23 protein-coding genes and 1 tRNA gene are annotated in these 21,520 nt (G+C 70.2%); 17 read left to right on the top strand and 7 right to left on the bottom strand.

Going from position 1 to position 21,520, the window contains the following annotated elements:
• From exbB to OUA97_RS20995, 4 genes are all read left to right on the top strand, one after another.
• The coding region (exbB, locus tag OUA97_RS21010; RefSeq protein WP_267234003.1) for a tonB-system energizer ExbB at window positions 1-747 on the top strand (747 nt) is incomplete at its 5' end.
• A gap of 5 nt (window positions 748-752) precedes the next feature.
• Window positions 753-1,184, top strand: a complete 432-nt coding sequence (locus tag OUA97_RS21005; RefSeq protein WP_267234002.1) for a biopolymer transporter ExbD — start codon at window positions 753-755, stop codon at window positions 1,182-1,184.
• 13 nt (window positions 1,185-1,197) lie between these two features.
• A complete protein-coding gene (locus tag OUA97_RS21000) occupies window positions 1,198-1,902 on the top strand; it encodes an energy transducer TonB (protein WP_267234001.1) in 705 nt (234 codons plus the stop codon).
• A 164-nt stretch (window positions 1,903-2,066) separates the two neighbouring features.
• Window positions 2,067-2,143: transfer RNA gene (locus OUA97_RS20995), tRNA-His, on the top strand.
• A gap of 66 nt (window positions 2,144-2,209) precedes the next feature.
• On the opposite strand, the gene putA is transcribed toward OUA97_RS20995, so the two are convergent.
• Window positions 2,210-5,287 (bottom strand): bifunctional proline dehydrogenase/L-glutamate gamma-semialdehyde dehydrogenase PutA, encoded by a 3,078-nt coding sequence (gene putA / locus OUA97_RS20990; protein ID WP_267234000.1) that lies wholly within the window; start codon window positions 5,285-5,287, stop codon window positions 2,210-2,212.
• Between the two features lie 123 nt (window positions 5,288-5,410).
• Between putA and OUA97_RS20985 the strand changes: the two genes are divergently transcribed.
• Window positions 5,411-5,872 (top strand): Lrp/AsnC ligand binding domain-containing protein, encoded by a 462-nt coding sequence (locus tag OUA97_RS20985; RefSeq protein WP_267234005.1) that lies wholly within the window; start codon window positions 5,411-5,413, stop codon window positions 5,870-5,872.
• Between the two features lie 43 nt (window positions 5,873-5,915).
• On the opposite strand, the gene OUA97_RS20980 is transcribed toward OUA97_RS20985, so the two are convergent.
• On the bottom strand, window positions 5,916-6,800 hold the full coding sequence (locus tag OUA97_RS20980; protein ID WP_267233999.1) for a 2-hydroxyacid dehydrogenase: 885 nt from the start codon (window positions 6,798-6,800) through the stop codon (window positions 5,916-5,918).
• 65 nt (window positions 6,801-6,865) lie between these two features.
• On the opposite strand from OUA97_RS20980, the gene OUA97_RS20975 reads away from it, so the two are divergent.
• From OUA97_RS20975 to OUA97_RS20960, 4 genes are all read left to right on the top strand, one after another.
• The gene (locus OUA97_RS20975) at window positions 6,866-8,113 is read left to right on the top strand and encodes a hydrolase (protein WP_267233998.1); all 1,248 of its coding nucleotides are present in this window, start codon (window positions 6,866-6,868) and stop codon (window positions 8,111-8,113) included.
• A 290-nt stretch (window positions 8,114-8,403) separates the two neighbouring features.
• On the top strand, window positions 8,404-8,898 hold the full coding sequence (locus OUA97_RS20970; protein WP_267233997.1) for a hypothetical protein: 495 nt from the start codon (window positions 8,404-8,406) through the stop codon (window positions 8,896-8,898).
• Between the two features lie 153 nt (window positions 8,899-9,051).
• Window positions 9,052-11,127 (top strand): hybrid sensor histidine kinase/response regulator, encoded by a 2,076-nt coding sequence (locus OUA97_RS20965; protein ID WP_267233995.1) that lies wholly within the window; start codon window positions 9,052-9,054, stop codon window positions 11,125-11,127.
• 142 nt (window positions 11,128-11,269) lie between these two features.
• The gene (locus OUA97_RS20960; RefSeq protein WP_267233993.1) at window positions 11,270-12,592 is read left to right on the top strand and encodes an MFS transporter; all 1,323 of its coding nucleotides are present in this window, start codon (window positions 11,270-11,272) and stop codon (window positions 12,590-12,592) included.
• On the opposite strand, the gene OUA97_RS20955 is transcribed toward OUA97_RS20960, so the two are convergent.
• Window positions 12,589-13,368 carry a class II aldolase/adducin family protein gene (locus OUA97_RS20955; protein WP_267234004.1) on the bottom strand — a complete coding sequence of 260 codons (780 nt, stop codon included), beginning with the start codon at window positions 13,366-13,368 and terminating at the stop codon, window positions 12,589-12,591. The two genes, OUA97_RS20960 and OUA97_RS20955, sit on opposite strands and share 4 nt — an antisense overlap.
• 107 nt (window positions 13,369-13,475) lie before the next feature.
• Here OUA97_RS20955 and OUA97_RS20950 point away from each other — a divergent pair, with 107 nt between their 5' ends.
• The 3 genes from OUA97_RS20950 (at window position 13,476) to OUA97_RS20940 (ending at window position 15,358) form a co-directional block, all read left to right on the top strand.
• Complete coding sequence (locus OUA97_RS20950) at window positions 13,476-14,126, top strand: Crp/Fnr family transcriptional regulator (protein ID WP_267233992.1); 651 nt, start codon at window positions 13,476-13,478, stop codon at window positions 14,124-14,126.
• A 113-nt stretch (window positions 14,127-14,239) separates the two neighbouring features.
• On the top strand, window positions 14,240-14,899 hold the full coding sequence (locus OUA97_RS20945) for a peroxiredoxin (RefSeq protein WP_267233990.1): 660 nt from the start codon (window positions 14,240-14,242) through the stop codon (window positions 14,897-14,899).
• An 84-nt stretch (window positions 14,900-14,983) separates the two neighbouring features.
• A complete protein-coding gene (locus tag OUA97_RS20940; protein ID WP_267233988.1) occupies window positions 14,984-15,358 on the top strand; it encodes a VOC family protein in 375 nt (124 codons plus the stop codon).
• Window position 15,359: 1 nt separating this feature from the next.
• Here OUA97_RS20940 and OUA97_RS20935 read toward each other — a convergent pair whose 3' ends face one another.
• The gene (locus tag OUA97_RS20935) at window positions 15,360-15,953 is read right to left on the bottom strand and encodes a DUF805 domain-containing protein (RefSeq protein ID WP_267233987.1); all 594 of its coding nucleotides are present in this window, start codon (window positions 15,951-15,953) and stop codon (window positions 15,360-15,362) included.
• A 129-nt stretch (window positions 15,954-16,082) separates the two neighbouring features.
• Here OUA97_RS20935 and OUA97_RS20930 point away from each other — a divergent pair, with 129 nt between their 5' ends.
• A complete protein-coding gene (locus OUA97_RS20930; RefSeq protein WP_267233985.1) occupies window positions 16,083-16,877 on the top strand; it encodes a TSUP family transporter in 795 nt (264 codons plus the stop codon).
• A 12-nt stretch (window positions 16,878-16,889) separates the two neighbouring features.
• Here the strand turns inward: OUA97_RS20930 and OUA97_RS20925 are convergent, their stop codons facing one another.
• Window positions 16,890-17,777 (bottom strand): DMT family transporter, encoded by an 888-nt coding sequence (locus tag OUA97_RS20925; protein ID WP_267233984.1) that lies wholly within the window; start codon window positions 17,775-17,777, stop codon window positions 16,890-16,892.
• A gap of 124 nt (window positions 17,778-17,901) precedes the next feature.
• Here OUA97_RS20925 and OUA97_RS20920 point away from each other — a divergent pair, with 124 nt between their 5' ends.
• The gene (locus tag OUA97_RS20920; RefSeq protein WP_267233982.1) at window positions 17,902-18,417 is read left to right on the top strand and encodes a hypothetical protein; all 516 of its coding nucleotides are present in this window, start codon (window positions 17,902-17,904) and stop codon (window positions 18,415-18,417) included.
• Here the strand turns inward: OUA97_RS20920 and OUA97_RS20915 are convergent.
• On the bottom strand, window positions 18,414-18,815 hold the full coding sequence (locus OUA97_RS20915; RefSeq protein ID WP_267233980.1) for a GFA family protein: 402 nt from the start codon (window positions 18,813-18,815) through the stop codon (window positions 18,414-18,416). The two genes, OUA97_RS20920 and OUA97_RS20915, sit on opposite strands and share 4 nt — an antisense overlap.
• A gap of 146 nt (window positions 18,816-18,961) precedes the next feature.
• Between OUA97_RS20915 and OUA97_RS20910 the strand changes: the two genes are divergently transcribed.
• Genes OUA97_RS20910 through OUA97_RS20900 form a run of 3 tightly spaced genes read left to right on the top strand, consistent with a single transcriptional unit; the run spans window position 18,962 to window position 20,747 of the window.
• Window positions 18,962-19,612 carry a glutathione S-transferase family protein gene (locus OUA97_RS20910; RefSeq protein ID WP_267233979.1) on the top strand — a complete coding sequence of 217 codons (651 nt, stop codon included), beginning with the start codon at window positions 18,962-18,964 and terminating at the stop codon, window positions 19,610-19,612.
• A gap of 11 nt (window positions 19,613-19,623) precedes the next feature.
• A complete protein-coding gene (locus OUA97_RS20905; protein WP_267233978.1) occupies window positions 19,624-19,968 on the top strand; it encodes a DUF2200 domain-containing protein in 345 nt (114 codons plus the stop codon).
• Window positions 19,969-19,991: 23 nt separating this feature from the next.
• The gene (locus tag OUA97_RS20900; protein ID WP_267233977.1) at window positions 19,992-20,747 is read left to right on the top strand and encodes a GNAT family N-acetyltransferase; all 756 of its coding nucleotides are present in this window, start codon (window positions 19,992-19,994) and stop codon (window positions 20,745-20,747) included.
• Here OUA97_RS20900 and OUA97_RS20895 read toward each other — a convergent pair.
• On the bottom strand, window positions 20,744-21,520 hold a 777-nt coding region (locus OUA97_RS20895; protein WP_267233976.1), incomplete at its 5' end, for a hypothetical protein. The two genes, OUA97_RS20900 and OUA97_RS20895, sit on opposite strands and share 4 nt — an antisense overlap.

Below are 21,520 nucleotides of genomic sequence, written 5' to 3'. Positions count from 1 at the left end.
GAGATCTACACACCTTCCGGTTCGTCGGCAGCGTCAGATGTGTATAAGAGACAGCATGCCGGCAAGCTGACCGTCATGCAGATGTTCATGGACGCTGACCCGGTCGTTAAGGTCGTGATGATCGGCCTGGTGCTGTCCTCGATCCTCTCCTGGACCCTGCTGGTCACCAAGCTGCTCGAGTTCGGCTCGCTGAACCGCACCTCGGACCGCTTCATCGAAGCCTTCCGCGGCGCCAAGTCGGTCACCGAAATGAACCGCATCGCGATGTCGGACGAGTACGAAGGCAACCCGCTGGCCGATATGACCGCCGCGGCGACCCAAGAAGTCGAGCTGTCGCGTCAAGCCGGCCTGGCCGTCTCGGGCGCCCACCGCGAAACCACGCTGCACCGGGCTGAAGCCGCGGTCGGCGCGGTCCAAGCCCTGATGGCCAAGCGCCTGTCGGGCGGCATGCAGTTCCTCGCCTCGGTCGGTTCGTCGGGTCCGTTCATCGGTCTGTTCGGCACCGTGTACGGGATCATGAACTCCTTCATCGGCATCGCGAACACCAACACGACCAACCTGGCCGTCGTCGCCCCCGGCATCGCCGAAGCGCTGCTCGCCACCGGTATTGGTCTGTTCGCCGCTATCCCGGCCGTTATCTTCTACAACTACTTCCAGACCCGCATCTCCGCTTTCGGCGCGCGTACGGAAGGCTTCGTTGCTGAACTGATGAACGCCATTTCCCGGCAGCTCGACAAAGGGGCGTAACCCACATGGGAGCCAAACTCTCAGGTTCTGGGGGTGGCAAGTACGCGGTCGAGGCGAACAGCGAAATCAACGTGACGCCCTTTGTGGACGTTATGTTGGTGCTCCTGATCATCTTCATGGTCGCGGCGCCTATGGCCGCCGTGACTGTGAAAGTTAATCTTCCGCCCGCGGTCGCCAAACCTTCGACGAACCCTCCGAAACCCGTCTACATCAGCATCCAGGCTGGCGGCACGATTTACATCGGCGACAACAACGTGGAGCTGGCGGATATCGGAGACACTCTGCGCAGCACGATCGGGCAACGTAATCCGGAGAAGGAACGCATCTTCATCCGCGCCGACAAGGACGTCCTCTACGGGGACTTCATGGGTGTGATGAACATGCTTCAGGACAACGGTTTCTACAGCGTGGCCCTGATCGGCGAAGATAAGAACTAGAAGGGGGTGACGTATGGCTGAAACCACCGACACTACCCACGAACATCGCAGTGTCTTCGACGCGCCGAAGAAGAAGCGTAACCCGGCGGTGACCGCGGCCATTGTTGGCTCGATCATCGTCCACGCTGTCCTCGGCTACTATCTGTACAAGAACAAGTTCGAGCCGAAGTATCGGGAATACACGGACGACGTCACGGACGTGGCTATCATCAAGCCCGCTCCGCCGCCGCCGCCGCCGCCCCCGCCGCCGCCGCCGAACACTCCGCCGCCGCCTCCGCCGAAGCTGCAACCGCGGCCTCCGGTGAACGTGCCGGCTGATATTCCGCAGATCCCCCCTCTGCCGGTTCCCCCGGTCGAGAAGCGGATCGAGACGCCGGAACCGCCGAAGGCCGCCCCGCCGGCCCCGCCGCGTCCGTCGGTGATTACGAACCCGGACTGGGCTCGTCGTCCCTCGGGCGAGGACATCGCGCGGTACTATCCGGACCGTGCGATGCGGATGAACGTGGAAGGCCGTGCGACGATCAGTTGCTCGGTTACGGCTAAGGGGACCCTCGAGTCCTGTGACGTGCAGTCTGAAGAGCCTGCCGACATGGGCTTCGGTGAAGCGGCCCTCCGGATGAGCAAGCTCTTCCGGATGCGTCCGAAGACCCAAGACGGCGCGCCCGTCGAAGGCGGCAGCGTGCGGATCCCGATCCGCTTCAACCTGCCGAAGGGCTAAGCCCTCTCGGATACGCCTAGGATCAGGCCCCGGAGCTTCGGCTCCGGGGCTTTTTCTTTGTCCGCAGACGGACTTGCGAAATTCTTTCGGGGAGAACGCATGGCCGCAGGCCGGAGCCCTTGATCGCGCGCCCGGGTGCGACTAGAAGGGCCGCTCCGCGATGCGCCGCCTTAGCTCAGTTGGTTAGAGCGCTAGATTGTGGCTCTAGAGGTCCCCCGTTCGAACCGGGGAGGCGGTACCATCGCAGGACACGAAAAAAGCCCGGGGCGTGAGCTCCGGGCTTCTTCGTTTCAGACGCCTGCCGCCGCTAGAGGCTGAGGTTCAGCAGGGCCGGATCGCCGCCCTGGGCGGTGATGTTGACGCTGAGCGCCCGCTCGATGGCGTAGCGCGACAGCGCATTGGGGCCGCCGGCCTTCGGGCCGGTGCCCGACAGGCCCTCGCCGCCGAACGGTTGGACGCCGACCACCGCCCCGATGATCGAGCGGTTCACATAGACGTTGCCGGCCGGGACCAGGGCGCGCACCTCGCGGGCGAAGGCGTCGATCCGCGAGTGAACGCCGAGCGTCAGGCCGTAGCCCTGGCCGGCCAGTTCGCCGGCGACCCTGGCGAGCTGCGCGGGCGCGTAGCGCACGACGTGCAGGATCGGGCCGAACACCTCGCGTTCGAGAAACTTGGCCGAGGGGATCTCGGCGAGCACCGGGCCGAAGAATGTCCCGCCCTCGGGGGCCTCCAGGCGGTGCAGGACCTTGGCCTCGCGCTCCAGTCGCGCCAGGTGCGCGGCGAGCGCGGCGCGGGCCTCCTCGTCGATCACCGGGCCGACGTCGACGGCCGGGTCGGCCGGGTCGCCGATCACCAGGGCGTCCATGGCGCCCTTGATGGTCTCGATGACCAGGTCGGCGGTGTCGTTCGGCAGGAACAGGATGCGCAGGGCCGAGCAGCGTTGGCCGGCCGAACCGAAGGCCGAGAGCACCACGTCGTCGACGACCTGTTCCTTGAGCGCCGTGGTGTCGACGAACATGCCGTTGAGGCCGCCGGTCTCGGCGATGAACGGGATGATCGGGCCGGGCCGCGCGGCCAGGGTCTGGTTGATGCGGCGGGCGGTGTCGGTCCCGCCGGTGAAGGCCACGCCGTCGCAGCCCGGATGGGCGGTCAGGGCGGCGCCCACGGTCTCGCCGCGGCCGGGGAGCAGGGCCAGCAGGGCCGGCGGCAGGCCGGCGTCGTGGAACAGAGCCACGGCCGCAGCGGCGACCAGCGGGGTCTGTTCGGCCGGCTTGGCCAGCACGGCGTTGCCGGCGGCGAGGGCCGCGGCCACCTGGCCGGTGAAGATCGCCAGCGGGAAGTTCCACGGGCTGATGCAGACGAAGACGCCGCGGCCGTGCAGCTCCAGGCTGTTGGTCTCGCCGACCGGGCCCTTGAGGGCTTCAGGACCGGCGAACTTCGTCTGGGCCAGGTGGGCGTAGTAGCGGCAGAAGTCGACCGCCTCGCGGACCTCGGCCACGCCGTCGGCCAGGGTCTTGCCGGCCTCGCGCGTGCAGATGCCGATCAGGCGTTCGGCGTTCGCCTCCAGCGCGTCGGCCATGGCCCGCAGCACCGCGGCGCGGCGGAAGCCCCCCAGGGCGTCCCAGGCCGGCTGGGCGAGGCGGGCGGTGGCGAAGGCGGCGTCGATCTCGGCGACCGAGGCCTCGCGGACCTCGCCGACGGGCAGGCCGGCCTGCGCGGGGCTGAACACGGTCTGTGCGGCGCCGCCGGCCGGGCCGGCGCTGAGCTGGGGCAGGGCGCGGGCGGCGTGGTGCAGGCGGGCGGCCTCGCCGGGGATCGAGAGGTCGAAGCCGGCGGAGTTGCGGCGCTCGGCTCCGTAGATGTCGGCCGGACGCGGGATCTTCGGATGCGGGCCGACGCCGGCCTTCTCGACCGCGACGATCGGATCGACGACCACGTCCTCGGCCGGGACGCCCTCGTCGAGCAGGGCGTGGACGAACGAGGTGTTGGCGCCGTTCTCCAGCAGGCGGCGGACCAGATAGGGCAGCAGGTCCTCATGGCCGCCGACGGGGGCGTAGGTGCGCACCACGGCGCCTTCGCGCAGGGCGTCGGCGGCGCGGTAGAGCGCCTCGCCCATGCCGTGCAGGCGCTGGAACTCGATCTTCACCCCGGCCGCCTTGGCCATGGCGTGCACCGCGCTCAGGGTGTGGGCGTTGTGGGTGGCGAACTGGGCGAAGACGTAGGGGCTCGCCTCGATGAGGGCGCGGGCGCAGACCAGGTAGGACAGGTCGGTGGCGGCCTTGGTCGTATAGACCGGATAGTCGGGGCGGCCGTTCACCTGGGCGCGCTTGATCTCGCTGTCCCAATAGGCGCCTTTGACCAGGCGGACCATCAGTCGGCGGCCGCTGGAGCGGGCGATTTCGGCGACGCGGGCGACGGCGAGGACGCCGCGCTTCTGGTAGGCCTGGACCGCCAGGCCCAGGCCGCGCCAGTCGCCGAGCTCGGGCTCGCCGGCCAGCCGCTCTAGCAGCTTCAGCGAGATGACCAGGCGGTCGGCCTCCTCGGCGTCGATGGTGAAGTTGAGGTCGTGGCGCGCGGCGATCAGGGCCAGCCGCTTGAGGCGCGGATAGAGCTCGGCCCAGACCCGGTCCTCGTGCGTCGCCTCATAGCGCGGCGACAGAGCCGAGAGCTTGACCGAGACGCCGTGGCCGGCCTCCGGCCCCGCGCCCTTGCCGTGCTTGCCGACCGCCTCGAGCGCGTCGGCGTAGGCCTGCTCGTAGCGGGCGGCGTCCGCAGCGGTGCGGGCGCCTTCGCCCAGCATGTCGAACGAGCAGACCTGGCCTTCCTTGGCCGCGCGCTTGAGGGCGGCCTCGATGGTGCGGCCGAGCACGAACTGCTCGCCCATGATGCCGATCGCCTGGGCCACGGCGCGGCGCACGACCGGCTCGCCGATCCGCTCGGCCAGGCGGCGCAGGAAGCCGGGCGGATCGCGGCGGGCCTCCTCGTCGACCTCGACCAGCCGGCCGGTCAGCATCAGGCCCCAGGTCGAGGCGTTGACGAACAGGCTGTCGGATTGGCCGAGGTGGCTGGCCCAGTCGGCCCCGCCGATCTTCTCGGCGATCAGCCGGTCGCGGGTCTCGGCGTCGGGGGTGCGCAGCAGCGCCTCGGCCAGGCACATCAGGGCCAGGCCCTCGCGGGTGCCGAGGCTGAACTCCTGCAGGAAGCTCTCGACCACGCCCTGGCGGTTGGCGGCCTTGCGGGCGGTGCGGACCAGGTGCTCGGCCTGGGCGCGGACGGCGATCTGCTGGTCGGCGCTCAGCGGCCGGGCGGCGAGCAGGGCGGTCACCGCCTCGGTTTCGTCGCGATACTTGGCGGCGGGATCGTCCAGGGCGGTCCAGGAGGTCATGTCGGCGGGGCCTTCGGGGAGTTGTTTCCTGTCGTCCGGCGTATCGAGTATGATGCCGAATGTCCGGCGGACGTTTGGGGTGCCTGCCGGACAAATGTCTTCAAGGGGTGCGTTGTGGCGGAGATCGTACAGCTCGACGACACCGACCGGCGGCTGTTGCGGGTGCTGCAGCGGGACGGGCGGATCAGCAACCTGGACCTGGCCCAGCAATGCCACCTGTCGCCGTCGGCCTGCTCGGACCGGGTGCGGCGGCTGCGCGAGCGCGGAGTGATCACCGGCTTTGCGGCGATCCTCGATCCGAAGGCCATCGACCGTGCGCTCCTGATCTTCGTGGAGGTCCAGCTCGACCGGACAACGGGCGACACCTTCAGCGAGTTCGCCCAGGCCGCACAAAGGACGTCCGAAATCCTCGAGTGCCACATGGTGGCCGGCGGCTTCGACTATCTGATCAAGGCGCGGGTCAGCGACATGGAGGCCTATCGCCGGTTCCTCGGCGAGGTGCTGGTGGCCATGCCCGGGGTGCGCGAGACGCGCACCTATGCGGTGCTGGAGGAGGTGAAGTCGGTGACCGAGCTGCCGGTGTAGCTGATCTTCCTCCTCCCCCGCTGTGCAGGGGAGGAGGACGAGTTCAGTACCCGGCCTTGCGGTTGACCAGGCCTTCGGGCGGCTGGCCGGCGCGGAAGCGGGCGATGTTGGCGGCGATGACGGCGCTGGCCGAGACGGGGTCGGTGATCGCGGCCACGTGCGGGGTGACGGTGATCTGCGGGTGTGACCAGAACGGGTGCTTGCGTTCCAGCGGCTCGGCCTCGAAGACGTCGAGCACGGCGTGCGACAACTGGCCGGCGTCGAGGGCGGCGATCAGATCATCCTCGACCAGGTGGGCGCCGCGGGCCAGGTTGATGATCGCCGCGCCCCGCTTCATGCGCTCGAAGGCCGGGGCGCTGAGGATGCCGCGGGTGCGGTCGGTCAGCGGCAGCAGGTTGACGACGATGTCGCTGGTGGCCAGCAGGGTGTCGAGGTCGCCGAGCCGGCGACTCCAGCCGTAGGTCTGAAAGCCGATGGATTCCAGCAGGTTGGCGGCGACGCTGGCCAGCTCGCCATAGCCGAGGAAGCCGACGCGGCGCTCGGCGGCCGGCGGCTGGGGCAGCTGGCGCCAGAGGCCGCGGCGCTGCTGGGCGGCGTAGGCGGGGACCTGGCGGTGCAGGTAGAGCACGTGGGCGGCGGTCGCCTGGGCCATCTGGGCGGCCAGGGCCGGATCGACGAGCCGGGCGATCGGCACGCGCGGCAAGCTGGGATCGTCGAGCAGGCTGTCGACCCCGGCCCAGGCGGACTGCACGAAGGCGAGGTTCGGCAGGCTCGCCAGCACGCCGCGGCCCGGATTGGCGACGATGGCGATCTCGGTCGCGGGCGAGGGCTCGGCGGTGATCGTCTCGCCCGGCAGGGCGGCGCGCAGGGCCTCCAGCCAGCGGGTCTGGGCGTCGGGGGCGAGGCGATTCAGGAAGGTTATGGCCATGGGCTTCCAGTAGCCTCCCGATAGGGTCTTGCGCGAGCCCGGTTTTGGGGGCGAGGCTCGCGCCCATGAAACTCACGGCGCAAGATTCATCCATCCTCAGCCGCCTGGCCGGGGAGGAAGACGACATTCTGGGCCGCGCCGTGGAATGGTGCGCCCTATCGTCAGGCAGCCGCAACCTGCCGGGACTGGAGGCCCAGCGCGCGGTGCTGGCGGACGTCATGCGCCAGCTGCCCGGCGAGGTGGAGAACGTGCCGCTGGCCGACAGCCACGAGGTCGCCGCCGACGGGACGCTGAGCGCCCAGGTCCATCCCGACGCGCTGATGCTGACCGTGCGGCCGCAGGCCCCGGTGCAGGTGGTGCTGACCGGCCACTACGACACCGTCTATCCGGCCGGGACGCCGTTCACCGCGGTGACCAAGCGGGCGGACGGGGCGCTGAACGGACCAGGCCTGGCCGACATGAAGGGCGGGATCAGCGTCATGCTGGCGGCGCTGCGGGCGTTCGAGGAGCATCCGGAGAAGGGAAACCTCGGCTACCGGGTGCTGCTGTCGCCCGACGAGGAGATCGGCTCGCTGGCCTCGGGGTCGGTGCTGGCCAAGCTGGCGGCGGGCGGGCATGTCGGGCTGACCTACGAGCCGGCGATGGCCGGCGGGGCGCTGGCGGCCCAGCGCAAGGGCTCGGGCAACTTCCACGCCGTGGTGCGCGGCCGCGCGGCCCATGCCGGCCGCGACTTCGACAAGGGCCGCAACGCCATCGCTGCGGCCGCCGACCTGGCGGTGCGGCTGGCCGCCGCCAACGGCCAGCGCGAGGGGGTGACCCTGAACGTGGCGCGCATCGACGGCGGCGGGCCGCTGAACATGGTGCCGGACGTGGCGGTGGTGCGCTTCAACATCCGGCTGCCCGACGCCGAAGCCGCCGCCTGGGCGCTGGCCTATGTGCAGGCGCAAGTCGCCGCCACCGGGGCGGACGGGATCGAGGCGGAGCTGCATGGCGGCTTCACCCGCCCGGCCAAGCCGTTCACCCCGGCCCAGCAGCAGCTGTTCGGGGCGGTGAAGGACGCCGGCGCCCTGATCGGCCAGCAGATCACCTGGGCGCCGTCCGGCGGGGTCTGCGAGGGCAACAACCTGTTCGCCGCCGGCCTGCCCAATGTCGACACCCTGGGGGTGCGCGGCGGCGACATCCATTCGCACGACGAATACGCCTGGCCCGAGAGCTTCGTCGAGCGCGCGCAGCTGTCGGCGTTGATCCTGGCCAAGCTGGCCAGCGGCGAGATCCCCGCTGCGCAGATCAAGGCGGCGATGGGGGCCGGTTAGCGGGAAGCCGCCGCCGTAGGGAACCTAGGCGAAGGCGAAGTCCTGGGCCGTCAGGCTGACGCTGATCACGGCGCCCGCGCCGACCATGGAGATCTTCGCGGCCGGCGCCTGGAAGTCCGCGGCGACGCCAGAGCGAGTTGAAAGTTGGCGAGCACTGGCCGGGTGCGGACTTCGTCGTCCGAGAAGCTGGATTGATCGATCGGGCGCAGCATGCCGGCGCCGGTCGACGGCGCCGCGCCGGCCCGCTCCGCGCGGGGCAATCTGCCTTGGAGCCATCCAAGGAGGTCTTCGTGAAGCGTTTAATCCTGGCGGCGGTGATCGCCGCGACCGCAGCGGGGGCCGCGCCGGCGGTGTTCGCCGCGACGGGCCCGCAGCCGATCAATCTGGGCGATCCGAAGCTGAAGCGTCCGGGCCAGCTGAAATTCGACGCGGCGGCGGAGGCGCAGAAGGACGCCTTCAGGACGTTCGGCGAGGTCTCGTGCAACGACTGTGAGGGCGGAGTCAGTTTCGATGCCGCCGCCAAGAAGTTCCTCGACCTGCGCGACATGTGGGCCTTCGACAGCGCGCTGGGCGGACTGGAGGTCGGCCAGTCGCTGAACTGGCGCGGCCGCGCCTCGGTCGGGAAGATCACGGCGGTCAGCGCCGAGGCGGTCGGGCCGTTCGCCTGCAAGCAGCTGCGCTGGGAGCTGACGCGCGGCAAGGAGACCCGCGCGCGGGACGGCCTGGTCTGCCGGGGCAAGTCCAATCCCGATGCCGACAACGAGCGTTGGCTGGAGGTGTTCTGAGACGGCGATGGCCCGGGCGCGCGCTTCGGCCTGACGAACGGCGGGACGATTGATGGGCGTAGAGCGGCCATGTCGCCGCGGGGCCGCGCGTGATCGTTGACAGGGATATGCGGCTCAGATTCTGTCGCTCGCGGGGAAACGCGGGGGCGTAGAATGGCGGGCAGGTCCCACCAGGGGGCGGCGCGACGAGAGAACCTGCTGCTCGTCGTGTTGGGGGTGACCTACATCGGGGTGTTCGCGTTCTGCGACGCCCTGACGCGGGACGCGCAAGGCATGCCGGCGCTCTGGCCGGTGAACGCCATCGCCGCGGCGGGGCTGCTGCATTTCGGCCGGGCCCGGCGACTTGCGTTCCTGGCCATATGCGTCGTGACGCAACTGGTCGGGCACGCCCTGGCCGGGGATCCCTGGGGTCTGGTGGCGATCTACACCGGGCTCGACACGACCGAGGCCGTGCTGCTGGCGGCCGTGGCGTCGCGCGCGACCCGCGGGCGGGCGCGGATCCGCAGCGTCAGGGAGGCGCTGCTGGTCATCGCGACGGCGGCGCCCGTCAGCGCGGCGATGGCGGCGATCGGCGCCACGCTCACCGATCTCATGTTGGGCCGGGACTTCGGCACGGTCTTCGTGGGCTGGCTGTTCTGCAACGTTCTGGGCATGGCGATCGCCCTGCCGGCGACGCTGGTGCTGCTGGACGACCACCCCTGGACCCATAACCCGCGGCCGGCGCCCTGGGTCAGGGTCGGCATCTACGCCCTGGTGATGGCGGCCACGCTCGTGGCCTTTGCGCGGGTCGAGGGCTGGATGGCTTTCGTGGTGTTTCCCGCCGCGACGCTCGCCGCGTTCCGGCTCGGTCCGAAGGGGGCGGCCTGGAGCGCGGTCATCGTGGCGGCGCTGGCCATGCCGCTGTTCGCGCTTGGGGCGACGACGATGGGCGAGGCGGCGGCCTGGGGCGCCGTCGACCGCATCCGCCTGGGCCAGGTGTTCATCACCATGATGTTCCTGACGACGCTGGCCTTGGCGCTGTCCCTCTATCGCCAGCACCGGCTCAGGGATCTGGTGCTTCGGCGCAATCGCCACCTGGCCGCGGCGCGGGAGCGGGCGCAGGCGGCGAACCGGGCCAAGAGCGAGTTCCTGGCGACCATGAGCCACGAGCTGCGCACGCCGCTGAACAGCGTCCTCGGGTTCGCGAGCGTGATCGACGAGACCGAGGACCTCTCGGCCGAGGGGCGGAGGAGGATGGCGCTGATCGCTGCAGCCGGGCGCTCGCTCGTGACCCTGGTCGACGACGTGCTGGAGTTCGCGCGCCTGGAGGCCGGGCGCTTCGAGTTGACGCCGCAGGCGGCCAATCCGCTGGTCGTGGTTCGCGAAACCGCAGGGATCGTCGCCGCCGCCGCCGCCGAGAAGGGGCTTGAGCTGCAGGTGAGCGCGAGCGGCGACGAGGACGCCCGTTTCCAGATCGACCCCAATCGCCTGCGCCAGATCGTCCTGAACCTGCTGAACAATGCGGTGAAGTTCACCAGCCAGGGGGGCGTATGGGTCGTCGCCGAGATCGCAGAGGAGCCGGGCGGCCATGTCTTTCGGCTGGAGGTCCGCGACAGCGGCATCGGGATGAGCCCCGCCGAGATAGACCGGATCTTCGAGCGGTTCTCGCAGGCCGACAGCTCGATCCGGCGGCGGTTCGGCGGGACGGGCCTCGGGCTGGCGATCTCGAAGTCGCTGGTCGAGCTGATGGGCGGGCAGATCGGCGTCGAGAGCGCGCCGGGCGAGGGGGCTACGTTTCGGGTGAGCGTGCCGCTGGGGGCCCCCGAAGCGGCCGATCAGCGCCCGCCCATGGCCGCGCCGGCGCCGGCGGCGGCGACCGGCGCCGCGCGGGTGCTGGTGGTCGACGACCACCCGATGAACCGCGAGCTCTGCAAGCTGCTGCTGGAAATGGAAGGCTACGAGGTGGCGATGGCCGAGGATGGCGACGACGCCGTCCAGATGGCAGGCGAGCGCGACTTCGACGTCATTCTCATGGACATCCGCATGCCCCGCATGGACGGCCTGACGGCGACGCGGGCGATCCGGGCGCTGGAAGGGCGGCGCGGGCGGACCCCGATCATCGCAGTGACCGCCGAGGCCCTGCCCGAGCAGGTCGCCCGCTTCCGCGAGGCCGGGATGATCGACCATATCCCCAAGCCGATCGCGCAGACCGAACTTTACGACAAGATCAATCGCTGGATCGAGCACTGAGCCGCGCGGGTCGGCGCCTGATGTCCATCCCGTCTCCACGCCTGGTCATCATAGGGCGGCGAGTCCTTGAGCCCGCGCCGGGCGGCGCCTAAGTCTCGGGCGCGCCGCGGCGGAGTTCGCGGGGGTCGGCAGGGAGCGTTCGGTGGTCCGGTTCTATCAGCTCCTCGCCAATAACCTGCTGGCGAACATCACCAATTTCACGGTGTGGTTCGCGCTGACCTTCTGGATCTATCTGGAGACCCGCTCGGTCTTCGCGACCGGGATGGTGGCCGGCATCTATCTGGTGCTGACCGCGGCCACCGGCATCTGGTTCGGGAGCCTGGTCGACCATCACCGCAAGCGCACCGTGATGCTGGCCTCGAGCGCGGTGTCGTTCGGTCTCTACGCCCTGGCGTTCGCCGCCTATGGCCTGGCGCCGGACGGCAGCCTGACCGATCCCTACGGGGCGCCGGTGTGGATCCTGGTGGCGCTGGTGATGCTGGGCGTCATCGCCGGCAATATCCGCGGGATCGCCCTGCCGACCCTGGTGACGCTGATGATCCCGGAGGAACGGCGCGACAAGGCCAACGGCCTGGTCGGCATGGTCTCGGGCGTCGGCTTCCTGACCACCTCGGTGATCAGCGGCTTTCTGGTCGCCTGGGGCGGCATGGTCTTGACGCTGATCTTTGCGCTGGCCTGCACCGCCGCGGCGTTCGCGCACCTGCTGTTCGTCCGGCTGGACGAGGACCGGGCCGCGCCCGACACGCCGCACGAGCATCGCAAGGTCGACATCGCCGGCACCATCAGGGTGATCGCCGCGGTCCCGGGCCTGTTCGCGCTGATCTTCTTCGCCACCTTCAACAACTTCCTCGGCGGGATCTTCATGGCGCTGATGGACGCCTATGGCCTGTCGCTGGTGAAGGTGCAGACCTGGGGCCTCTTGTGGGGGCTGTTGTCGACGGCGTTCATCCTCAGCGGCCTGCTGATCTCGCGCACCGGCCTGGGGCGCAGCCCGCTGCGGACGCTGCTGCTGGTCAACCTGATCAGTTGGGCGGTGTGCTGCGTCTTCACCCTGCAGCCGTCGATCACGCTGCTGATCGCCGGCTGCTTCGTCTGGATGTTCCTGGGCCCCTACGCCGAGGCCGCCGAGCAGACGACCCTGCAGAAGGTGGTGCCGTTCGAGCGGCAGGGGCGGGTGTTCGGCTTCGCCCAGTCGGTGGAGCAGGCGGCCTCGCCGCTGACCGCCTTCCTGATCGGGCCGCTGACCCAGTTCATCTTCATCCCGCTGATGACCACCGGGGCCGGAGCCGAGGCGATCGGCGACTGGTTCGGGCGCGGCGAGGACCGCGGCATTGCGCTGGTCTTCACCCTGGCCGGGGTGGCCGGGGTGATCGTGACGCTGATCGCGTTCAATTCCAGCTACTATCGCCAGCTGGCTCGCGCCTACGCCAGGGGCGAGGCGCAGGCGCCGGAGCTGGCGGTCTAGTTGCGGTAGCTGGGGTCGATCCGGTCCAGCTTGCGCAGCAGGGCCGGCCAGGCCAGGCCCTCGGCCAGGCGCTTCATGCCGGCCGGCGCGGTCTGATGCTCGACTTTTTCCTCCACGCCCTGCGGCGGGTTGTAGAGCCCGTCGCGGCCGGCGCTGAGCATCAGCACCTGGGCCTCGCAGGCGCGCTCCAGGTAGTACATGCGCAGGAAGGCGTGAGCGACGCTCTCGCCCACGGTCAGGGTGCCGTGGTTGCGCAGGATCATGGCGTTCTTGGTCCCGAGGTCGGCGACCAGGCGCTCGCGCTCGCCCAAGTCCGTCGCGATGCCTTCGAAGTCGTGATAGGCGACGTCGTGCCGGGCGATCATCGCGGTCTGGGTGTGGGGCAGCAGGCCCTCGGCCATCGCCGACACCGCCTGGCCGTGCGGGGTGTGCAGGTGCAGGACAGCGTGGGCGTCCTCGCGACCCATATGGATCGCCGAGTGGATCACGAAGCCGGCCTTGTTCACCGGCTGGCGGGCGTCCATCACCCGGTTGCCGTCGACGTCGATCTTGACCAGCGACGAGGCGGTGATCTCGTCGAACATGTGGGTGTAGGGGTTGATCAGGAAGTGGTGTTCCGGCCCCGGCACCCGCGCCGACAAGTGGGTGAAGATGAGGTCGTCCCAGCCGTAGTGGGCCACCAGGCGGTAGGCGGCGGCGAGGTCGACGCGCAGCGTCCATTCTTCCTCGGACACCTGATCGCGGATCGACGGGGCCTCGGCGCACGTCTCGGTCATGGTCGTCACGGCCGGTCTCCTCCTTCTGTTGGCTCCGTCGTCGCACGGGCGCGGGGCGCAGATTGTCGCCGAATTGACAATTGGCGGCGCGAGGCGATGTTTTCCGGATGATGCCGATCACCGATCCCTGGTTCGCCGCGCTGCCGGCGCCGCGGCGCGAGGCGCTGCTGGCGCGGGCCCGGATGAGCAGCGCGGGCGCCGGGACGCGGGTCTATGGGCTGGGCGACCCGCCGGACGGGCTGTGGGCGGTGGCCGAGGGCGAGGTGCGGCTGGTCGCCTATCCGGCCGTCGGCATGGAGTCGGTGGCGATGATCCTGGGGCCCGGCGCCTGGTTCGGCGAGCTGTCGGTGATCGACGGCGGGCCGCGGCCGCACGATGCGGTGGTGGTCAAGCCGGCGCGGCTGCTGCATGTCGCCCTGGCGGCGGTCGAGCAGGTCGCCCAGGCCCATCCGCTGCTCTTTCGCGATCTCGGAGTGCTGATCTGCTCGCGCCAGCGCTCGGCGCTGACATTCATGGCCCACAGCATCGCCCAGCCGATCGGGGTGCGGCTGGCGCGGACCCTGGCCGGGGCGGCGCGCAGTTCGGGCGGGGCCGAGCTGCACGTGCGCCAGGAGGATCTGGCGGCGATGATCGGGGTGTCGCGCCAGACCATCAACAAGGAGCTGAAGGCGCTGGAACGCGGCGGGATGGTGCAACTGGCCTATGGCCGGATCGTGGTGCGCGACGCCCAGCGGTTGCGGAGGGTCGGAGAGGTCTAGGGCGCCGCGTCGGCGAACAGCGTTCGGCGGCCTTGACAGCGGGCGCGGGTTGGCAGGGCATGTCGCCGCGCAAGGAGCCGCGACCTCCTGGCGCTCAACGAAAGGAACGGGCGATGGCACTGCGTATCAACGGCGAGGCGCCGAACTTCACCGCCGAGACCACCGAAGGGAAGATCAACTTCCACGACTGGATCGGCGACAGCTGGGCGATCCTGTTCTCGCACCCCAAGGACTTCACGCCGGTCTGCACGACCGAGCTGGGCTACATGGCCAAGCTCAAGCCGGAGTTCGACAAGCGCAACACGAAGGTCATCGGCCTGTCGGTCGATCCGGTCGACAACCACGCCCGCTGGGCGCAGGACATCGCCGAGACGCAGGGGACCGCGCCGAACTATCCGATGATCGGCGACACCGACCTGGCGGTCTCCAAGCTCTACAACATGTTGCCTGAGGAGACGGCCGGCGGCTCGGACGGGCGCACGGCCGCCGACAACGCCACGGTGCGCACGGTGTTCATCATCGGCCCCGACAAGAAGATCAAACTGATGCTCGCCTATCCGATGACCACGGGCCGCAACTTCGACGAGATCCTGCGGGTGCTGGACTCGATGCAGCTGACCGCCAAGCACCGGGTGGCCACGCCGGTGAACTGGAGGCAGGGCGAGAAGGTGATCATCGCCGGATCGGTGTCGGACGACGAGGCCAAGACCATTTATCCGAACGGCTGGGACGCCCCGCGGCCTTATCTGCGGATCGTGCCGCAGCCGCAGTAGTCGGCGGCCTTCTCTTTCCCGCGGCGGTGGTGATAGCGTCCGCCGCCGGCCAGCGAGCCGGAATCGAAAAGGGGAGAGCGCCAGATGTTTTCGCACGTGATGGTCGGCACCAACGACCTGACCCGCGCCAAGGGTTTCTATGACCAACTGCTGGGCGCGCTGGGCGTGTCGCCCGGCTTCGTCGACGGCCACCGGGTGTTCTATATGACCCCGACCGGCGTGTTCGCGGTGTCGCTGCCGATCGACGGCGAAGCGGCCACCATCGGCAACGGCAGCACCGTCGGCTTCAACTGCGCCAGCGCCGAGCAGGCCGACGCCTGGCACGCGGCGGGCGTGGCCGCCGGCGGGACCAGCATCGAGGAGCCGCCCGGCGTGCGCGCCGGGAGCACGGGCAAGCTCTATCTGGCCTATCTGCGCGATCCGGACGGCAACAAGCTCTGCGCCCTGCACCGGATGTAGGCTAGGTCGCCGCCGCGGCCGGCGCCGGGCCAAATCGATTTGGGCCCGGCGTCCCGGCCGAACCGAGCATCCAGACCAGCCCCGCCAGGGTGAGCAGATAGATCATATTGTTGAGCATCAGGCCGGCGAACAGACGAAGGTCTGGTTCGTCGGTCATGAAGCCTTCGATCAGGCCTCTGAACCCGAAGATGCCGAACGCGAGGAAGGGCAGCGGTGCGAGGCCCCAGACGCCCGAGCGGCCCGTATCGTGCAACCGGCGCGCGACCGCGGCGGCCAGCAGGCCGACGACGCCCGCGACGACGAGCCCCATCGTGGTCAGGAGACGACCGAAGTCGGGCATCAGCTCGGGATGGAAACCTTCGACCCGGATCGAGACCTGACCTGGGCCGCGCTGGACAGTTGTGAGTTCCGGATGCTCGGCGGCGAAGCTGTTGAACGCTTCGAACGTCTTGTTCATTTCGATGGCGAACGGCACGCACATGACGATGAAGGCCAGAGCCAGGACCAGGGCGGCGTAGGCCCAGAAGCGGCCGGACGAGTCGCGGCCCTCGAACTGCGCCACGCCGGTCAGGCCCGCGACGATCGGATTGCTCATGACTTCCCCCATTTATGGCGAAGGTTGCTACCTTGGGTCGCGGTTGGCAATCGATTGGTGTGGGGCGGCCAGCCGCCCTAGCCCCGGCGGCGACGCGGGCCTATAGCAGCGCCTCTCGGAGGGGCCGGTTTGTTTGCTGAGTTGGGGCCGCAGGCCGTGGCGATGTTGTGCGTCGCGGCGCTGGCGGCGGGGTTCGTCGATGCGATCGCCGGCGGCGGCGGGCTGATCACCGTGCCGGCGCTGCTGGCCGCCGGCGTCGACCCGGTCTCGGCCATCGCCACCAACAAGGTGCAGGGCAGCGTCGGGACCGCCTCGGCGACCTGGACCTTCTGGCGGGCCGGCCACATCGAGCTGCGGGCCATCAGGGTCGCGCTGGTCATGGTGCTGATCGGCGCGGTGGCGGGCGGGCTGGCGGTGATGGTGGTCGACACCCGCTGGCTGATGCTGCTGCTGCCGGTGATGCTGATCGCCATCGCGCTCTATTTCCTGCTCGGTCCGAAGATCGGCGCACAGGACCAGCACGCCCGGCTGGGGCCGCTGGGCTATGGCCTGGTCGCCGGCGGCATCGGTTTCTACGATGGCTTTTTCGGCCCGGGAGCGGGATCGTTCTACACGCTCAGCCTGGTGACGCTGCTGGGTATGGGGCTGGTACGGGCGACGGCGCACACCAAGGCGCTGAACCTGACCAGCAACCTCGTTTCTGTGGTGGTGCTGGGGCTGGGCGGCCACGTGCTGTGGGCGCTGGGCGGGGCGATGGCGGTCGGCCAGTTCATCGGCGGGCGGATGGGCTCGCGCGCGGCGATGCGCTGGGGACCGCGGCTGATCCGGCCGCTGCTGGTGGCGATCTCGCTGGCCATGACCGCCAAGCTGCTGGCCGATCCGGCCAACCCGCTGCGCGAGATGATCGGCAGGATGCTCGGCTAGGCGTCTGGCTGATCAGGCTGGCGTCGGGGCCGGGGTGTCGATGGCGGGCGTCGAGCGCTCGCCCAGCACCACGGCCAGGCTGCCGGCGACGATCAGCAGGCCGCCGCCGGCCAGCGCCAGGGTCAGCTGGTCGCCGAACAGGGCCACGCCGATGCCCGCGCCCATCAGCGGTTCGATGTTGATGAACACCCCGGCGCTGGCCGCGCCGACCCGGGCCGAGCCGAACTGCCAGGCGGCGGTGGCGACCAGGGTCGAGAGCACGCCCTGGCCGACGATGCCGGCCCAGGCCGCGCCGCTGAGGTCTAGCCGGGGCGGGCCGTGCATGACGAGCGCGATCGGCAGGATGGTCAGGGCGGCGATGACCACCGTGACCGCCGGGATCGCCATCGGGTTGGCGGTCTTGGGGGCGCGGCGCAGAACCAGCAGCCAGGCCAGGAAGATCAGCAGGGCGATTAGCGACAGAGCGACGCCGAACGGCGAGGAGCCGGCGTCCGGCTTGCCGGCGATCAGCGCCGCGCCGAGGGTGGCGGCGGCGACCCCGGCCCAGGAGGCGCGGCTGACCCTTTCGCCGAGGATGCGGGCCGAGACCGCGATCAGCGCCGGCATGGCCCCGACCAGCAAGGCGGCGAGGGTGACGCTGACATGGGCCAGGCCTTCGAACTGAACCATGAAGGCCACGCCGTAGAGTGCGCCGGCCGCCAGCACCGGCGGCGAGCGGAACAGCGCCCGGGTCTCGGCGTCGCGGAATGCGAAGGGGGCCGCTGCGAGCGCGGCGACCGCGAAGCGCAGCAGCACCATATGGGCGGCGTCGATCTCGCGCAGGGCGAGCTTTCCCAGGGGAAAGCCCAACCCCCAGAAGGCGCCTGCGGCGAAAAGAGCGAGAAAGGCCAGGCGCTTCATGGGGCGCTTCGTGCCCTATTGCGCGGGCGAAGGCGAGAGGGCTTGCCGCAGGGGATTTCGGTGACGCTGTCGCAAGCTTCGCCGTTTAGGCATTCTCGTCGCCGCGACAGACCTGGGGGTGGACGTGGAAATTCCGAAGTATGCGGCCATGGAGATCGAGCGCAGGTTCCTGGTCGCCCACTGCCCGAATCTGTCGGGGGCGCGCATGCGGGTCATCGAGGACGTCTACCTCGAGGGCTCCCGAATGCGGCTGCGGGCGATCACCCACGCGGACGGGCGGCCTGGCGAGTACAAGCTCTGCAAGAAGTACCCTTCGGCCGAGGCGCTGGGCGGGCCAATCGTGAACCTCTACCTTTCGGCGGAGGAGCACGCCCTGCTGGCTGCTCTGCCGGGCGCTGCGGTGCGCAAACGGCGCTACAGCATGCCGTGGGCGGACTGGATGTTCAGCATCGACGTATTCGAGGGCGAGCTGTCCGGATTGACCCTGAGCGAGGTGGAGGCCGACTCCGTCGAAGAGGTCGCGCGGATCGGCCTGCCGCCGTGGGTTTCCCAGGAGGTGACGACTGACCCGTTCTTCACGGGCGGCGCCCTGTCGCGGACGTCGGCGGAGGATCTGCGGCGGCGACTGGAGGCGCTCTAGGCCGGCGGAAAGCCCTCGGGCAGTTCCGGAAGCGCGACGGCGGGGTCGTACCAGGTCGCGCCGTCCGATCGCCAGATGTGCCATTGGCGTGCGGCCTCGATCGGGGTGTCGAGGCAGCCCAGCCGCAGCATGACCGTGGGGCGGCCGGCGCGCTCGGCCGCGATCTGGGAGCCGCACTCGGAACAGAAGTGACGCAGCTTCCCAGGCGAAGACTCGAACGACTTGCGGACCGCATCGCCCCTGACCCAGCGGAACCGGTCCCGCGGGACCGCCGCGAGGCTGGAGAACGCCGCGCCGTGGGCTTTACGGCAGGTCTCGCAGTGGCAGTGGATGACGCCGTCGATCTCGGCGTCGGCCTCGTAGGCGACGCGGCCGCACAGGCAGGATCCGGTCAACATGGGCGCGTTTCTCCGACTAAGCTGGACGGCTCACAGTGACGCTCGGCCGGGCGCCCTGCAACGGCCGGTCGGCCCGTGGAGAAAAATCGGGGCCGGTGTCGCAAGGCCGGCCGCCGGTTCGTCCTTGGGAGAGCCAGGAGGACGACATGACCGCGACCATCACCGCCTTCGAAAATTCCCCCGACCGCGGCCGCGGCCTGGCGCGCGACATGCGGGTCCGCTGGGCGCTGGAGGAAGTCGGCCAGCCCTATGAGGTTCGACTGGCGTCGTTCGCAGCGATGAAGGCGCCGGCGCACGTGGCGCTGCATCCTTTCGGACAGATCCCGACCTACGAGGAAGACGGGCTGGTCCTGTTCGAGTCCGGGGCCATCGTGCTGCACATCGCCGAGCGATCCGCGGGGTTGTTGCCGACGGACCCGGACGCCCGCGCCCGGGCGATCGCCTGGATGTTCGCCGCGCTGAGCACCGTGGAGCCGCCGATCGTCGAGCGGTCGATGGCGACGATCGTGGAGCGCGACGAGCCCTGGTTCGAGGCGCGGCTGCCGATGCTCGACGCGCGGGTCCGCCAGCGGCTGGGCGAGCTGTCGCGCCGGCTGGGCGAGGCCGAATGGCTGGACGGGGCGTTCAGCGCCGGCGACCTGATGATGGTGACGGTGCTGCGCCGGCTGGCGGGATCGGGCCTGCTGGAGGAACACCCGAACATCTGCGCCTACATCGCCCGGGGTGAGGCGCGGCCGGCCTATCAGCGCGCGTTCGAGGCTCAGTTGGCGGTGTTCACGGCCGCGTCGGGCCGATAGGCTCCCGGCCCATGACCGAGCACCGGATCTATTCGACGAGCGTGGCGAGCGTCTATCCGCACTATGTCGCCAAGGCCGAACGCAAGGGGCGCACCAAGGCGCAGGTCGACGAGATCATCAGCTGGCTGACCGGCTATGAGCCCGGCGAGCTCGATCAGAAGATGGCGGCCAGTTTCGAAGACTTCTTCGCCCAGGCCCCGGCGATGAACCCGGCGCGGGCGCTGATCAAGGGCGTCGTCTGCGGCGTGCGGGTCGAGGACATCGAGGAGGCGACCATGCGCGAGATCCGCTATCTGGACAAATTGGTCGACGAGCTGGCCAAGGGGAAGGCGATGGAGAAGATCCTGCGCCAGTAGGGGCGTCGCGGGCGAGGGGGACCATGGACGAGACCGAAGAGCTGATCGAGCTGTGCGTGCGCACGCTGGTTTCGCAGATGATCCCGGCGCCGGGCGTCGAACTGCATGTGACCCGCCGCTGCGTGCTGGGCCTGACCGACGAGCCGGCGGCCGATTTCAACCGGCTGATCCTGGGCGCCGATCCGCAGGCCGAGGGCTTCTTGGTCCGGGCGGCGGCGCTGGCGAAGGCGCGCGGCCGGCCGCTGGTGGCGACGATGAGCCCGCGCGCAGCGGACGCGCTGGCCCCGGTCGCGACGCGCCTGGGGTTCGCCCCCGTCGGCGCAGCGCCGCTGATGGTGCTGCGCGCAGGCACGCCGGTTGAGCCCGGCCGCCCGATGAAGGTCGCCCGCGCGCTGGGACCGGAGCTGACCCAGGTCGCCGGCGACCTGATCGCCGCGGCCTTCGACACGCCGCGCGAGGTCATCGCCAGGTGCATCGATGTCTGCATGACGCCGGCTGCGGGCGTGGAGACCTATGTCGCCTGGGGCGACGACGGCCCGATGTGCACGGTCTCGGTGACGCCGACGGGCGACACGGGCGCGATCTCGCTGATGGCCACGCCGCCGGAGCATCAACGCAAAGGCGCGGGTCGCGCCCTGCTGAGCCATGTGATCGACGACTATCGGCGGCGCGGCATGACGCGGTTCCACCTGGGGGCCACCGAGGCCGGTCGGCCGCTCTATGAGAGCCTCGGCTTCGAGGTGGTCGCCGACCTTCCGGTCTGGATGCTGGACGCCTAGAGGCCAGCCAGCCAGGCGGCGTCGCGCGGCGAGGGGCGGCGGTGCAGCCGGCGCTCGAGCAGGGCCTGGGCCTTGTCCGCCGCACCGGCGCGCATCAGCGCCACCAGCAGGGTGTCCTCGATCACCTGGCGCTGGGCGCCGCTGCCGCCGATGCGCACCACCGCGGCGGCGACCGGCTCCAGGGTGCGGACGCAGGCCTCATAGTCGGCGTCGGCGAAGGCCTGGGCGGCGCGGCCGATGGCCGGGACCACCTCGGCGAGGGCGACCCCGCGCGGGTCGGCCTCCAGCGTGGCGATGCGCCGGCCCAGAGCCTCGCGGCCGGCGGTGGCGGCCTCGATCAGCGCCAGGTGGGCGTCGACGAAGGCATGGCCGGGATTGGGGAAGGCCTGGCGCGCATAGCCAGCGACCTGCTCCCAGCCGGCCGGCGGCGCGCCGTGGCCGTAGAGGTCGAGCCGCCAGAGGAAAGAGGCCGCGTCGCTGACGACGTTGATCGGCAGGCCCTGGGAGACGCCGGGGCGGACTTGGTCCTCGTAGATCCGCAGCGCAGAGGCGGCGTCGCCCTGTTCGAGCGCGACCAGGGCGGCGTGCCAGGCGAGGTGGCCGTGCAGGACCCCGGCGCGGTCGTAGGACGGCAGCCAGCGTGCAATCAGGGCCTGGGCGGCCTCGCCGTCGCCGCCCTCGAACATGGCGTGGGCCAGGGCATGGACGGCGTTGGCGTTGGGGGGGGGGGGGGGGGGGGGGGGGGGGGGGGGGGGGGGGGGGGGGGGGGGGGG

The sequence above is a fragment of the Phenylobacterium sp. 58.2.17 genome (assembly GCF_026411515.1).
Classification (GTDB): domain Bacteria; phylum Pseudomonadota; class Alphaproteobacteria; order Caulobacterales; family Caulobacteraceae; genus Phenylobacterium.
Note: the sequence above shows the minus strand (reverse complement) of the source record. Positions and strands in the feature narration are given on the sequence as shown.

What these genes read in the sequence shown, in the direction of transcription:
- OUA97_RS20940 (WP_267233988.1), top strand. Translation starts at nt 14,984, where the DNA reads ATGTTTTCGCACGTGATGGTCGGCACCAACGACCTGACCCGCGCCAAG.
- putA (WP_267234000.1), bottom strand. Translation starts at nt 5,287, where the DNA reads ATGACCTCCTGGACCGCCCTGGACGATCCCGCCGCCAAGTATCGCGAC.
- OUA97_RS20925 (WP_267233984.1), bottom strand. Translation starts at nt 17,777, where the DNA reads ATGAAGCGCCTGGCCTTTCTCGCTCTTTTCGCCGCAGGCGCCTTCTGG.
- OUA97_RS20975 (WP_267233998.1), top strand. Translation starts at nt 6,866, where the DNA reads ATGAAACTCACGGCGCAAGATTCATCCATCCTCAGCCGCCTGGCCGGG.
- OUA97_RS20980 (WP_267233999.1), bottom strand. Translation starts at nt 6,800, where the DNA reads ATGGCCATAACCTTCCTGAATCGCCTCGCCCCCGACGCCCAGACCCGC.
- OUA97_RS20915 (WP_267233980.1), bottom strand. Translation starts at nt 18,815, where the DNA reads ATGTTGACCGGATCCTGCCTGTGCGGCCGCGTCGCCTACGAGGCCGAC.
- OUA97_RS21000 (WP_267234001.1), top strand. Translation starts at nt 1,198, where the DNA reads ATGGCTGAAACCACCGACACTACCCACGAACATCGCAGTGTCTTCGAC.
- OUA97_RS20955 (WP_267234004.1), bottom strand. Translation starts at nt 13,368, where the DNA reads ATGACCGAGACGTGCGCCGAGGCCCCGTCGATCCGCGATCAGGTGTCC.
- OUA97_RS20900 (WP_267233977.1), top strand. Translation starts at nt 19,992, where the DNA reads ATGGACGAGACCGAAGAGCTGATCGAGCTGTGCGTGCGCACGCTGGTT.
- OUA97_RS20935 (WP_267233987.1), bottom strand. Translation starts at nt 15,953, where the DNA reads ATGAGCAATCCGATCGTCGCGGGCCTGACCGGCGTGGCGCAGTTCGAG.
- OUA97_RS20910 (WP_267233979.1), top strand. Translation starts at nt 18,962, where the DNA reads ATGACCGCGACCATCACCGCCTTCGAAAATTCCCCCGACCGCGGCCGC.
- OUA97_RS20950 (WP_267233992.1), top strand. Translation starts at nt 13,476, where the DNA reads ATGATGCCGATCACCGATCCCTGGTTCGCCGCGCTGCCGGCGCCGCGG.
- OUA97_RS20905 (WP_267233978.1), top strand. Translation starts at nt 19,624, where the DNA reads ATGACCGAGCACCGGATCTATTCGACGAGCGTGGCGAGCGTCTATCCG.
- OUA97_RS20945 (WP_267233990.1), top strand. Translation starts at nt 14,240, where the DNA reads ATGGCACTGCGTATCAACGGCGAGGCGCCGAACTTCACCGCCGAGACC.
- OUA97_RS20965 (WP_267233995.1), top strand. Translation starts at nt 9,052, where the DNA reads ATGGCGGGCAGGTCCCACCAGGGGGCGGCGCGACGAGAGAACCTGCTG.
- OUA97_RS21005 (WP_267234002.1), top strand. Translation starts at nt 753, where the DNA reads ATGGGAGCCAAACTCTCAGGTTCTGGGGGTGGCAAGTACGCGGTCGAG.